Genomic DNA, 12,514 nt, shown 5'->3' on the forward strand with positions numbered 1-12,514 from the left:
GGTCACGACGCCGGCCCGCCGCGGTCAGGCGCTCACTCTGGCGCGTCGTCGTCGCGCAGGATGCGCAGCGCCGGGCCTTCGAGGTCCTCGAACTGGCCGCTGTCGGCGGCGCCGAAGAACACCCAGATCGCCAGGGCGACCAGCATCAGGCTCAGGGGAATCAAGAGGTACAGGGCTTCCATGTCACTTCCTTAACCTGAGGGCGTTGAGCACGACGATGGCGGAACTGGCGGCCATGCCGATGCCGGACAGCCAGGGGGTTGAGCAGGCCGGTGGCCGCAAGCGGTATCGCCACCAGGTTGTAGACGCTGGCCCAGGCCAGGTTCTGGCGCACGACGCGCAGGGTGCGCCTGGCCGTGTCGGCCGCATCGCCGAGCGGCAGCAGGCCCTCGCCGAGCAGCACGCAATCGGCATTGAGTTGCGCCAGCGCGGCCCCGCCACCCATTGCGAACGAGACGTCGGCACCGCGCAGCACGGCGGCGTCGTTGATCCCGTCGCCCACCATCGCCACGATGGCGCCGGATTCCTGCAGGCGCCGCACATGGGCCAGCTTCTGTTCGGGCAGCTGGCCGCCAACCGCGTCCCGTATTCCCAGCCGTGCGGCGATGGCCCCCACGGTGCCCGGCTCGTCGCCACTGAGCAGGACAACCATCTTGCCGGCCGCCTCGAAGCGTCGCACCACCTCGGCCGCCTCGGGGGGCGCAGCGCGTCGACGATGTCGAAGCGCGCCAGCCAGCAGCTCTCCGAGCCCAGCCAGACCACGCCGCCGTGTGCCTCCCCGCCGGAAGGGGCTGCGCTGCCCGCCAGCGCGCCGACAAAGGCCGCGCTGCCGATGCGGTAGCGCCGCTGCGCGACTTTTTCCTTCGATGCCCCGCCCGACTGTGTAGTGCAAGTCCTGCGCCTGCAATGCGCCCGTCGCGGGAACATTGGCACGGATGGCCAGCGCCAGCGGATGGGCGTTGCCCGCTTCCAGCGCCGCGGCCAGGCGCAGCACGGCCGGCTCGTCCAGCGTTCCAAGCAGACGGGTCCTGTCCAGCCACGGGCGGCCCAGCGTCAGGGTACCCGTCTTGTCGAACACGACATGGGTGGCGCGCTCCGGGGTTTCCAGCGCATGCCCGCCGACTGCCAGTACGCCGCGCCGCAGCAGGCCATCATGGGCCGCGGCCAGGGCCGTGGGCATGGCCAGCGACAGCGCGCAGGGACAGGTGACGACCAGCACCGCGATCGCCGCCGGCCAGGCACGCGCCGGATCGATCAGCTGCCAGGTGGCGAACACGAGCACCGTCAGCACCAGCAGGGCCGCGACCGACCAGGCGGCCGCGCGGTCGGCCCACAGCGCCAGCGCAGGTTTGCCCTGCCCGGCCTTCTCGGCCAGGCGCACCAGCAGGGCCAGCGTGCTCTCGCGCGCCGCCGCCTCCACGCGCATGACCAGTGCCCGGGCCACGTTGACGGCGCCGCCGGCCAGCTTGTCGCCCGGGGCCATGCACCGTGTGCGGCTTTCGCCCGTGAGCAGCGAGAAGTCGACCTCGGTCTCGCCCTCGACGATGACGCCGTCGGCCGGCACCTGCTCGCCCGCCGCCACCAGCACGATGTCGCCGGGTACCAGGCTGCTTGCTGCCACGACCTCGATCGCGCGCTCGATCGGATAGCGCGCCATGCGCCGGCTCGAGGCCGGCAGGCCGGCCTGCAATGCTTCGAGCGCCGAAGCCGCGCGGCGGCGCGCGCTCAGCTCGAGGTAGCGGCTGGCGAGCAGCAGGAAGACGAACATCGTCACCGAATCGAAATACAGCGCACCCTCCCCGCGCACGAGGGCAAGCGTGCTGCCGCCGAACGCCGCGGCGATGCCCGGGGCGACCGGCACGTCCATGCCGGGCAGGCCGCGGCGCAGGTCGCGCCAGGCGCCGGCGAAAACGGCTGGGCCGAATACAGCACGGCCGGGAGCGTCAGCAGCAGCGAGGCCCAGCCCATCAACGCCGTCATGTCGGCGTCCATGGTGCCGTCCGTGACCATGTAGACGGGGACGGCGTACATCATCACCTGCATCATCGCCAGGCCGGCGATGAACAGCTGGCGAAACAGCTTGCGGCGGGCCCGTTCGAGCTGCTCGCCGTGGCGCTGCGCGTCGTAGGGATAGGCGCGGTAGCCGATCGCGTGCAAGGTGCGCAGCAGGTCGCTGACCTTGCACAGCGCCGGGTTCCAGCGCACCCCAGGCGCTCGCTGCTGACGTTGAGCAGCACTTCCAGCACGCCCGGCAGCGCCTGCACGCGGCGCTCGATCAGCCAGACGCAGGCGGCGCAGCGGATGCCCTCGACCGTGAAACTGCCCTCGCCCGGGTTGCCGGCGGCGTCGACCAGCGCCAGCTCGGGCGCATCGGTCACCGTCGCGCCGTAGCTGCTGCGGCTGTCGTAATAATCGGCGCAACCGGCATCGACGATGGCCTGCGCGGCCGCTGCGCAGCCGGGACAGCACATCGCGCGTTCGCTGCCTGCGATGCGGGCCGTCCACTGGCGCTCCCCCCGCCAGCGGAAGGCCGCAGTGGAAGCAGTCGCGGCTTGAGACGGTGCCATCCCTCATGGTGCCATTCCCGGCGCGACGCAGATCACCTGCAGCCAGCTGGCCGGCAAGCCGCCGGCGGCGCGTGCCAGCCCAAGGAGGCCGAAGGCGAGCACGCCCGCACCGCAGGCGATGCGCACAGGTAGAAGGCGCAGCCAGGCGCGCAGGCGCACACCGGCCAGGCCCAGCGCCAGCATCATCGGCAGCGTCCCCAGCCCGAAGGCCAGCATCGTCAGCGCGCCGGCGCCGGCCGAGCCGCTCAGCATTGCCGTGACCAGCGCGCTGTAGACCATTGCGCAGGGCAGCCAGCCCCACAGGGCACCGGCGGCGAACATGCGCGCCGGCGTGTCGGGCGGGCCGATGCGCGCCAGCCCGGGGCGCAGGTGGCGCCATAGCAGCTGCCCCTACCCGCTCGATGCGGGCGACGCCGCTCCATGCCCCCATCAGGTGCAGGCCGAGCGCAACCAGCATCAGGTTGGCGAGCCAGCAGGCGGCAGCCTGCGCGGCCGGCAGCGCCGTCATGGTCGCCGCGCCCTGCGCCAGTCCGCCCGCCAGCGCGCCGGCCGTCATGTAGCTGGCGATGCGCCCGCCGTTGTAGGCAGCGACGTGCACGCCGGCTCCCGCGCTGCGCGTCGGATGCAGCGTGATGACGCCCGTGCGGGCACGCGGCGGTGCCAGCGACAGCGCGCCGACGATGCCGCCGCACATGCCGGCACAGTGCACGCTGCCGAGCAGGCCGACCAGGAACAGCGGCAAGGGATGGATGTTCATGCGGGTCAGACGGTGCGCGAATAGCGTGGCATCGCCATCGGCTGCCCGAGGTAGCGGTCGAACACCATGCAGACGTTGCGGATCAGGAGGCGGCCGCGCAGCGTGACCGAGATCCAGTCGCCGTCCAGGGTGACCAGGCCATCGGCCGCCAGTTCGCGCAGCCGCGCCAGCTCGGCGGCGAAGTACTTGTCGAAGCTGACCGGGAAAGCCTGTTCGATGGCGGAGATCGACAGCTCGAACTGGCACATCAGCTTCTGGATGATCGCACGCCGCAGGAGATCGTCCATGCCGAGCGCGATGCCGCGCGCCACCGGCAGCTCGTTGTTCTCCAGGGCTTCGTAATAGGCCTCCAGCGTCTTGGCGTTCTGGCTGTAGGTGGCGCCGACGGCGCCGATGGCCGAGACGCCGCAGGACACCAGGTCGCTGTCGGCATGGGTCGAATAGCCCTGAAAGTTACGGTGCAGGCGACCCTGGCGCTGGGCCACGGCGAGGTCGTCGTCGGGCTTGGCGAAATGGTCCATGCCGATGTAGACATAACCGGCCGCGCCCAGGCGCTCGATGCACAGCGCCAGCATGGCCAGCTTGTCGCCAGATGACGGCATGTCCGCTTCCAGGATACGGCGCTGCGGCTTGAACACATGCGGCAGGTGGGCGTAGTGGTAGATCGAGATGCGGTCGGGACTGGCATCGATGACCTTGTCGATGGTCGCCGCCATCGTGACCAGACTCTGCTTCGGCAGGCCGTAGATCAGGTCGATGCTGATCGAGCGAAAGCCGGCTTCGCGCGCGGCGGCGATGATGGCGCGCGTCTCGGCTTCCGGCTGGACGCGGTTGACGGCTTTCTGTACGTCGGGGTCGAAGTCCTGCACGCCCAGGCTGATGCGGTTGAAGCCCTGGGCGCGCAGGCTGTGTACGCGCTCCCTCGAGACCGTGCGCGGGTCGACCTCGATCGAATACTCGCCCACCTCATCGGGCGCGAACCTGAAGTTGCGGCGCAGGTGCGCCATCAGCTCGCCCATCTGCTCGTCCGAAAGATAAGTGGGCGTGCCGCCGCCAAAGTGCAGCTGTTCGACCTCGTTCATCCCGGCGAACAGCGCGCCCTGCATGGCGATTTCGCGCTTCAGGTAGCCGAGGTAAGTCGCCGCCTTCTCGCGGTTTCTGGTGACGATCTTGTTGCAGGCGCAGTAGTAGCAGACCGTATCGCAGAACGGGATGTGCAGGTAGAGCGAGAGCGGCCGCGCCGCGCCGCGGGTGCGCACCGCGGCCACCGCGTGCAGGTAGTCGCGGTAGTTGAAGGTTTCGTCGAAACGGTCTGCGGTGGGATAGGAGGTATAGCGCGGACCGTTCTTGCCCAGACGCGCGATCAGGTCGGCGTCGAAATCGACCGCAGGGGCAACCGCCTGGGCGATCGGGATGACCGCGGCGCCGCGCGGGGTGCTGATGGAGGGATGAAACATCTGGACGACTCCTGCTGCCTGCCGTGCCGCGGGCTGCGGCTCGACTCGATGAGGGAAGTCTATTGATGCTCGACAGCAAAATCCTTGACTTGCATCAAAAATCGCAGAGGGGCCAGCTAGCCGGGGGGTGCCAGGGCTCATGCTCGAAACACAAATTTTCATCCTGCCCGGCCAGGTGCGGACAGGGTCAGACATTTTCCACGCAGATGACATCGAAATGTGGTGGGCTCGTAGCGAAAATGTCAGGCGTGAGCACGGTGGTCGGCTTTACAAGCACTGTCGTTCCGGCAGCAAAATTTCGCACCTTGATCCTGAAGCAGGAATACACGATCGCCGGTACCTGGGAAGGAAAGCCCGTTCCGCCGACAAAGGAAACCCTGACGCATTTCCTGGCAGGTGGTGTCGGCATCGTCAAGGAAGTTCCGAGTACTTCGGTGCCGGGTCACTGCTCGAAAGGGCGACCGATACCGAGGGGCGCGGGTCGATGAACCGGAAATACGACGCGTCCGCCAACGACAACGACTGATCGGCCGGCCGTTCCCTGCTGTGTTCAAGCGCCACGTGCTCGCCGGCGTGAGCGGCATCCTCCGGGTTTCTGCGGTCTCATCAATGATAATATTGCCGCATGGACAATCTTACCCACTCCCTCGTCGGCCTGGCGCTGGGCGAACTGGCCCACCGCGTACTGCCGACCGAAGCCGACCCGGCACGCGCCAGCACGCGGCGACGCCTGCTGTTGAGCTGCGGCGCGCTGGCCAGCAATTTCCCCGACCTCGACCTGGTCCTGACGCCGCTGCTGCCTGATCCGTTCGGCTACCTGCTGCACCATCGCGGCCACACCCACACCCTGCTCTACGCCCTGCCCCAGGCCCTGCTGCTCCTGGCCGGCCTCTGGCTGTTCTGGGCGAATGCGCGCGCGCTGCTGCGGGGCAGTTCGGCGGCGCGGTGCGGGCTGGGGGCGACGATCGTCATCGGCCTGCTGCTGCACCGGGCATGGATGCGCTGAACGTGTACGGCGTGCATCCCTTCGCGCCCTTCGATACGCACTGGTATTACGGCGACATGGTGTTCATTGTCGAGCCGCTGTTCTGGCTGGCGTTGGGTACGCCGCTGGCGGCGCAGGTCGCCCATGCCGGATGGCGGCGCCTCCTGCTTGGCCTGCTGCTGGCGGCGCCCGTGCTGTTCACCGTGTTCGGCTTCCTGCAGCCTGGTTCCCTGCTCGGGCTGGCGCTGGCCTGGGCGCTGTCGCAGTGGCTGACGCGGCGCGCAGGCGAGCGGGCGGCGCTGATTGCAGGCGTGGCGCTGTGCTTCGGTTTCGTATTGCTGCAGGGGACGCTGGCCGGGCTTGCGCGCGACCAGCTGAGCGCCGCGCTGCGCCGCGACGATGCGTCCGTGCATATTCTCGACCTGCCGCTGTCGGCCTTCCCCACCAATCCGCTGTGCTGGGGGACCGTCGCCGTCACCCGTGACGACCTCGGCGGCTACCGCCTGCGCCGCGGCGTGCTCAGCCTGGCACCGCGCTGGGTCGCGCCGTCGGCATGCCCGGCGAAGATTGCCGGCGTGTACGTGAGCGCGGGCGCGGCGGATGTACCGCAGGGCATCGCCTGGGCCGTGGAAACCCACGGCTCGGTGGCGGGGCTGCGCGTCCTGCGCGAGCGCGATTGCCGGATCGATGCCTGGCTGCGCTTTGCGCGGGCGCCAGTGCTCACCAACGGTAGCGCGACCGACCTGCGCTACGGCCTGCCGGGCGCCCGGAACTTCTCGACTCTGCCCTATGCAGCGCAGGCCGGCAAGCCCTGCCCGGCTCCCCTGCCGAAGTGGGGCTATCCGCGCGCCGATCTTCTCGGCCTGCCCTAGCCGCGCCGCGAGGTCAAGTCCCGCACATTGTCGAGTTGGTAACGGCACACGGCCGTTTCAACCGTCGGGCATGCGAAACAGATAATCCAGTATGCTTACCTGGAGTTACACACATTGCGGCGGACCGGCACGCGAGAGACCGCTTGCGCCTTATTGCAACCCGGGGAGGGAATGGATGGTCTCGAAACGATTGCTCTGTATCTCACCCGATGGTCATGGCGCGGCCGAGGTGCTGTGCGCTGAAATGCCGGGGTGGCAGATCCGCAGTGTCGGCAGTTTCGAGGAAGCCCGCTGCGCACTGCGCGAGGATGCCTATCTTGCCGGGGTGCTGGACCATGTCATCGGTGCGTGGCCCCACGGCGAGGTCGACCGTTTCCTGCGCCAGCACAGCCATGTGCAATGGGTCGGCGTGGTCGGCCGGGACACGCTGGCCGCAGCCAGCTGCCGCGAACTCGTCGCCGACTACCTCTGCGACTACCACACCGCCCCGCTCGACACCCGCCGCCTGGCCCATACCCCCGGGGCACGTGTACGGCCACGCCTTGTTGCGCAGGCCGCGCCCGCGCCCCGGCACCGCACCCTCGACCCTGATCGGCAGCTGCGCGGCAATGGCGCGCCTGCGCAGCCAGGTCGAGCGCGTGGCCAAGGTCGACGCGCCGGTCCTGATCTGGGGCGAGAGCGGCAGCGGCAAGGAATTGACGGCCCAGGCCATTCACCGCCAGTCGACGCGCGCGGCCGGTCCGCTGGTGCCGATCAACTGCGGCGCCATTCCACCCAACCTGATCCACTCCGAACTCTTCGGCTATGAACGCGGCGCCTTTACCGGCGCGGCGCGCGACAAGGTCGGCCTGATCGAATCGGCCAACGGCGGTACCCTGTTTCTCGACGAGATCGGCGACCTGCCGAAAGACTTGCAGGCGAACCTGCTGCGCTTCCTGCAGGACAAAACGATCAGCCGCCTGGGTGCCACGCGCGCCATTCCGGTCGACGTGCGCGTCATTTCCGCCTCTCACGTGAACCTGCAGCAGGCGGTGGCGCGCGGCGACTTCCGCGAAGACCTGTACTACCGGCTGTCGGTACTGCCCGTCACGGTGCCCTCGCTGCGCGAGCGGCGCGACGACCTGGTCGAACTGGCCGAGCACTTCTTCCACCTGCACGCGGCCGACCGCTCGCCGCACCTGAAAGGCTTTTCCAGCCGCGCCCTGGCGGCCATTGCCGCCCACGCCTGGCCCGGCAATGTACGCGAACTGATCAACCGCGTGCGCCGTGCCATGGTCATGGCCGACGGCAAATGGATCGAGCCGGACGACCTCGACCTGGTCATGCCCTCGCCGCCGATCGAGGCGAAACTGGACGACGCCCGCTGCAGCTCGGAACGCCTGGCCATCCGTGCCTGCCTCGACCGCAGCGGCCAGAACGTGAGCCGCGCCGCGCGCGACCTCGGTGTTTCGCGCACAACGATGTACCGCCTGCTGGCCAAGCACGGCATGCGTTCCTGATCCACCTGCCGTCACACGCTGCGGCGGCGCCCTGCCGCTGCCTGCCCTTCCCACGTCCGTCCCCCCTCCCCGCGCCGGTGGACGGCTGCCGGCGCGGTCGTCCCCGCCAGCCATGTCACGCGCATCCACGGCCGCGTTGTACACCGGCAGCTCTGCCACACATTCGCCCTGGCGTGCGCGCTTCATTACCGCCGCCCGAGGCAGCGCAACGCAGGTGACGGGCGGCTCGCCCGCATGTAGGCTGTATCCCGATCTGTTGGCAAGCAAAATCCTACAAGAAGCTGTCCGGCCCGTCTCCTCCAACGCTGCTACACAACTGCTCCACTTTCGGCTCAGCCATAAAACATTAAATTCCTACCAACAATGTCTTTTCGCAAATATGCGGTTTCTCAGGAGATTTGTGCTTTGAATTCAATTATTTGGGAATGAATCTTCAGGGGTGGCATCGGATTTGCATAAAGGGGTTCAACTGGTACGACTGCCAGTCCGAACTCAACCACACACCCTAGGGGAATTTGCATGAACAAGACCTTGCTCGTTACCGCCCTGTCGCTCGCTTTCGGCCTGAATGCCCAGGCCCAGACGACGGACCCGACCACCGATTCCTCGACCACCGTGACCCAGAGCGGCGGCGGCGCGAACGCCAATGGCGGCAGCGCCAGCATGGATGACAACTCGACGGTCACGACGACGACGACCAGCACGGACGACAATTCGAACCGCAACAACGATTCGTCGACGCGCGACAATTCCGGGCAGAACCGCAGCACCGGTTCGGCCATGGCCAGCGAGATGGGGGCCGCGGCTGCCAACAACGGCGGCACGGCGACCTCGAACTTCGCGAACTCGTTCAACACCTCGAGCGCCACGGCGACCAGCTCGCTGCAGGGCACCGTCACCGGCAATGCAATCAGCAACATCGGTAACGTCGCCAACAACTTCGGTAACGCCAACGGCGGCGGCGCCACCGGCGGCGCCGGCGCGACGGGCACGGGCGGCGGCGCCATGGGCAATGGTGGCAGCGGCGCCACCGGCACTGGCGGCACGGCGGCTTCCGGCTCGACCGGTGGCAATGCGACGACCGGCAGCGCCAGCACCGGCAACGCCATGGCCGGCACGGCGACGGCAGGCGCTGGCGGCGCCGGCGGCCTGGCATCGAACGCCGCGAGCGGCTCGGGTGCCTCGGGCGGATCGGGCGGCAGTGGCGGTGCGGGTGGCTCCAGCGGCAACGCCGGCGGCGGCATGGGCGGCGCCGGCGGTGCGAGCGGTGCCGGTAGCGGCGGCATGGGCGGCAACGCAATGGGCAATGAAGGCGGCAATGGCGGCAACGCCGGCCGCGTGGCCGCCGGCAATGGCGGCATGGGTGGTTCGACCGGGGCCGCCACCGGAGGCAACGGCGGCAATGGCGCCGATGGCGCCGCCGGCGGCATGGGTGGCATGGGCGGGACCGGCGGCAGCGGCGCGGCCGGCGGCGTGGCGACCGTGGGCGGCGCGACCTCCAGCGGCGATTCGAGCGGTGCGGGGGCTACCGGCAGCGGCAACATGGCCAGCAGCGGGGCCGGCGGCGCAAGCACCCCGGATGCCGGCGGCGGCGCCAGCGGCGCGGCCGACGGCGGCACCTCGACCAGCACGGGCGGCACCGTGACTGGCGGCAGCAACACCGCGACCGCGGGCACGGGCACCGGCGGCGCCGGCGGCGCCGGCGCGGCTGGCGGTACGGGCGGCGCGGGTGCGGCTGGCGGGGCCGGCGGCACGGCGGGCTCGGGCGCGACGGCCACGGCCAGCGCTGGCGCGGGCGCGGCCGGCGGCACCGCCACGGGCGGCACCGGCGGGGCGGGCGCGGCATTGACCAGCACCGGCGGCGCAGCCGGCAGCGGCACCAGCGGCACGGGCGGCGCGGGCGGGTCGGCCACGGCCGGCACCAGCACGGGTGGCGCCGGTGCGGCGGCGGGCGCCGGCGGCGCAGGCGGCTCGACCGGCCTGGCCTCGAACACGGGCGGTGCAGGCTCCTCGGGCGGCGCGGCTACCTCGGGCAGCGCCACCAACGGTTCGACCACCTCGGGCGCGGCGACGGCCGGTAACGGCGGCGCAGGCGGCACTGGCGGCACCGGCACCGGCGGCATGGGCGGCGCGTCCGGCGCCAACACGGCGGGCACCGGCACCGGCGGGGCAGGCGGCACGGCCACCGGCGGCGCCGGCGGCACCCAGACTGTCAGCGCGGGCACCTTCGACATGTCGAACACCATGAGCAGCGTCGGCCAGTCGGCCGCCGGTGTCACGGTACTGAGCCAGAACAACGGCTTCTCCTCCCTTGTCCAGCAGAGCGTCAACGTCCAGAGCAACCTGGCCGTCGGCCCGTAAGCGCCAGCGCACTGCCCTTCTACGGATGGGCAGTGCGCCGTTCGCGCATTGCTCGCGCATTGCGCGATAAGCAGTATCGGGACTGCCGCACCTACCGCCTGGCGGTCCCGGGATTTCAGGGAGAAACGATGAAAACGATTTTTGCATGTACCCCCCTGCGCCAGGCCTGGGCGCTGGCGGCGGCAGCCGCTTTCGGCTTGCCCGCCTTCGCGGGTGAACCGCCCTTGATGACGGCCGCGGAGCTGAGCGCCATGCCGCTCGTGGACGAGGCCGCCAGCATGCTCGTACCCACGCCGGAGAACGAGCCCGTTCGCCAGGAAACCGCTACGTTCGCGATCGGCGGCGAAACGGCCCAGGCGGTCGACCCGGGCAAGCTCGAGCACCAACGCGGCCGCGCCGATACGGTGCTCAACGACACCAGACTGGGCGGCGACGTCGCCAACAACAGCGCCACCAACGTGAATACCGGATCGAACACGATCGATGCCGGCTCCTTCGCCAACATGTCCGGGATTCCGGTCGTCATCCAGAACAGCGGCGCCAACGTCCTGATCCAGAACGCGACCGTCGTCAACCTGCAGTTCCGATGAAGCGCCGCGCACTTTCCTGGCTTGCCTGGGGCGCCCTGCTGCTGCCGGCGGCGAGCGGCGCCGCCGAGATGGCCCTGCCCAGCGGCATGCGCGTCGGCATGCCCGTGAAAAGCATGAAGGACCTGCGTTTCCAGGCCACGCTGCGCCAGCAGTACGACTTCAGTTGCGGCTCGGCCGCGCTCGCCACGCTGCTGACCCACCACTACGCCACCCCGACCAGCGAACAGGATGCCTTCCGGGAGATGTTCGTCGGCGGCGACCAGCAGAAAATCCGCCGCGAAGGCTTTTCGCTGCTCGACATGCAGCGCTACCTGAAAAGCCACGGCTTTACCGCCAACGGCTTCCAGCTGCCGCTCGACAAGCTGATCGAGGCGAAGCTGCCGGCCATCGTGCTCGTCTCGGACAACGGCTACCACCATTTCGTGGTCGTCAAGGGTGCTGAAGACGGGCGCATCCTGCTGGGCGACCCGTCGCGCGGCACGCGCCTGATGCCGCGCGCGCGCTTCGAGTCGATCTGGACCAACAAACTGCTGTTCGTCATCCACGACGGCCCGCGCAAGCCCGGCTTCAACCAGGACGCGGACTGGCGCAACGCGCCGCGTGCGCCGCTGGACGATGGCCTCGGCCGCGCCGTCGACAGCACCTACGGGCTGCCGAAATTCGGCCCCGGCGATTTCTAAGGAACCACCATGCGGCATGCCTTCACACTGTCCGTCCTGCTCTTGCCCCTGGCGGGACTATCCCAGGCCGCGCAGGCCCGGGATGCGCCGCCCGCGCTCTTCGCCGCCGCCAACGCCGTCGACGCGGCCGCGCTCGACGAAGCGCGCGGCGGCTTCATCACCGCCGACGGCCTCACGGTCACGCTGGGCCTGGAGCGGCTCGTTACCATCAACGGCAACGTTGTCGAGCGCACCGAACTGCAGCTGGGCGACATCGGCAAGCTGGCTTCCGGCCAGGCCAGCGTGTCGAGCGAAACGCTTGGCCAATTGCGCCTGATCCAGAACGGCGAAGTGCGCGCCATCACGCCGGACTCGACCACGCTGCTTGGCGGCACCATCATCCAGAACAGCCTGAACGACCAGCTGATCAAGAGCCAGACCGCCATCAATGCGACCGTCAACTCCGCCGGGATGTTGCGTGCGCTTAATTTCGGCGCAAGCCTGAATAATGCCTTGTCAACCGCCCTCGGCCCCCGCTGACGGCCCACCCACATGGAGCGATTTATGCAGACATTCCCGGCGCTACGTCTTGGCGCACTGGCCGTCGGCGCGGCATTGTGCGCCCTTCCGGCGCGGGCGCAGTCCGCCTCGGAACTGGCCGAACAGCTCAAGGCGATGCGCCAGCAGCTCGAGGAGCAGCGCGCCCGTATCGACGAACTCGAGCGTGACGTACGGTCCGCGCGGCAGCAAGCGCCTCTGCCGGCGCC

Annotated in this window: 14 protein-coding genes and 3 pseudogenes; 9 read left to right on the forward strand and 8 right to left on the reverse strand. The window is 69.5% G+C overall.

Annotation, left to right across the window (positions count from 1 at the left end; all coding sequences use genetic code 11):
* Window positions 1–32: 32 nt before the first annotated feature.
* From ccoS to G4G31_RS26835, 3 genes are all read right to left on the reverse strand, one after another.
* Window positions 33–182 (reverse strand): cbb3-type cytochrome oxidase assembly protein CcoS, encoded by a 150-nt coding sequence (gene ccoS, locus G4G31_RS18920; RefSeq protein ID WP_182988932.1) that lies wholly within the window; start codon window positions 180–182, stop codon window positions 33–35.
* On the reverse strand, window positions 161–1,867 hold the full coding sequence (locus G4G31_RS18925; RefSeq protein WP_229425108.1) for a cation-translocating P-type ATPase: 1,707 nt from the start codon (window positions 1,865–1,867) through the stop codon (window positions 161–163). Before G4G31_RS18925 ends, ccoS begins: the two co-directional genes overlap by 22 nt.
* A 175-nt stretch (window positions 1,868–2,042) precedes the next feature.
* Window positions 2,043–2,303 carry a hypothetical protein gene (locus G4G31_RS26835; RefSeq protein WP_229425639.1) on the reverse strand — a complete coding sequence of 87 codons (261 nt, stop codon included), beginning with the start codon at window positions 2,301–2,303 and terminating at the stop codon, window positions 2,043–2,045.
* On the opposite strand from G4G31_RS26835, the gene G4G31_RS26840 reads away from it, so the two are divergent.
* Window positions 2,227–2,391, forward strand: a complete 165-nt coding sequence (locus tag G4G31_RS26840; protein ID WP_229425701.1) for a hypothetical protein — start codon at window positions 2,227–2,229, stop codon at window positions 2,389–2,391. The two genes, G4G31_RS26835 and G4G31_RS26840, sit on opposite strands and share 77 nt — an antisense overlap.
* 38 nt (window positions 2,392–2,429) lie before the next feature.
* On the opposite strand, the pseudogene G4G31_RS28605 reads toward G4G31_RS26840, so the two are convergent.
* From G4G31_RS28605 to hemN, 4 genes and pseudogenes are all read right to left on the reverse strand, one after another.
* Window positions 2,430–2,567, reverse strand: a pseudogene (locus G4G31_RS28605) (heavy metal translocating P-type ATPase metal-binding domain-containing protein); the annotation flags it as partial.
* A 3-nt stretch (window positions 2,568–2,570) separates the two neighbouring features.
* Window positions 2,571–2,951 carry a sulfite exporter TauE/SafE family protein gene (locus G4G31_RS28610; protein ID WP_308622180.1) on the reverse strand — a complete coding sequence of 127 codons (381 nt, stop codon included), beginning with the start codon at window positions 2,949–2,951 and terminating at the stop codon, window positions 2,571–2,573.
* A gap of 61 nt (window positions 2,952–3,012) precedes the next feature.
* A pseudogene (locus G4G31_RS28615) lies at window positions 3,013–3,324 on the reverse strand (sulfite exporter TauE/SafE family protein); the annotation flags it as partial.
* Between the two features lie 5 nt (window positions 3,325–3,329).
* Window positions 3,330–4,781 carry an oxygen-independent coproporphyrinogen III oxidase gene (gene hemN / locus G4G31_RS18935; RefSeq protein WP_182988933.1) on the reverse strand — a complete coding sequence of 484 codons (1,452 nt, stop codon included), beginning with the start codon at window positions 4,779–4,781 and terminating at the stop codon, window positions 3,330–3,332.
* A 625-nt stretch (window positions 4,782–5,406) separates the two neighbouring features.
* Between hemN and G4G31_RS26850 the strand changes: the two genes are divergently transcribed.
* The 8 genes and pseudogenes from G4G31_RS26850 (at window position 5,407) to G4G31_RS18965 (ending at window position 12,287) form a co-directional block, all read left to right on the forward strand.
* Window positions 5,407–5,787 (forward strand): metal-dependent hydrolase, encoded by a 381-nt coding sequence (locus G4G31_RS26850; protein ID WP_229425109.1) that lies wholly within the window; start codon window positions 5,407–5,409, stop codon window positions 5,785–5,787.
* On the forward strand, window positions 5,775–6,638 hold the full coding sequence (locus G4G31_RS18940) for a hypothetical protein (protein ID WP_229425110.1): 864 nt from the start codon (window positions 5,775–5,777) through the stop codon (window positions 6,636–6,638). Before G4G31_RS26850 ends, G4G31_RS18940 begins: the two co-directional genes overlap by 13 nt.
* 175 nt (window positions 6,639–6,813) lie before the next feature.
* Window positions 6,814–7,095 (forward strand): annotated as a pseudogene (locus G4G31_RS26855) (hypothetical protein); the annotation flags it as partial.
* Between the two features lie 70 nt (window positions 7,096–7,165).
* Window positions 7,166–8,137, forward strand: a complete 972-nt coding sequence (locus G4G31_RS18945) for a sigma-54-dependent Fis family transcriptional regulator (RefSeq protein WP_229425111.1) — start codon at window positions 7,166–7,168, stop codon at window positions 8,135–8,137.
* Between the two features lie 519 nt (window positions 8,138–8,656).
* On the forward strand, window positions 8,657–10,498 hold the full coding sequence (locus G4G31_RS18950) for a hypothetical protein (RefSeq protein WP_182988934.1): 1,842 nt from the start codon (window positions 8,657–8,659) through the stop codon (window positions 10,496–10,498).
* Between the two features lie 128 nt (window positions 10,499–10,626).
* The gene (locus G4G31_RS18955) at window positions 10,627–11,088 is read left to right on the forward strand and encodes a hypothetical protein (protein ID WP_182988935.1); all 462 of its coding nucleotides are present in this window, start codon (window positions 10,627–10,629) and stop codon (window positions 11,086–11,088) included.
* Complete coding sequence (locus G4G31_RS18960) at window positions 11,085–11,768, forward strand: C39 family peptidase (RefSeq protein ID WP_182988936.1); 684 nt, start codon at window positions 11,085–11,087, stop codon at window positions 11,766–11,768. The genes G4G31_RS18955 and G4G31_RS18960 overlap by 4 nt, the downstream gene beginning before the upstream one ends.
* A gap of 9 nt (window positions 11,769–11,777) precedes the next feature.
* Entirely contained in the window at window positions 11,778–12,287 is a 510-nt protein-coding gene (locus tag G4G31_RS18965) for a hypothetical protein (protein WP_182988937.1), read from the forward strand.
* Between the two features lie 42 nt (window positions 12,288–12,329).
* On the opposite strand, the gene G4G31_RS18970 is transcribed toward G4G31_RS18965, so the two are convergent.
* Window positions 12,330–12,497, reverse strand: a complete 168-nt coding sequence (locus G4G31_RS18970) for a hypothetical protein (RefSeq protein WP_182988938.1) — start codon at window positions 12,495–12,497, stop codon at window positions 12,330–12,332.
* Window positions 12,498–12,514 lie beyond the last annotated feature (17 nt).

The sequence above is a fragment of the Massilia sp. Se16.2.3 genome, assembly GCF_014171595.1.
In the GTDB taxonomy this organism is placed as follows: domain Bacteria; phylum Pseudomonadota; class Gammaproteobacteria; order Burkholderiales; family Burkholderiaceae_D; genus Telluria.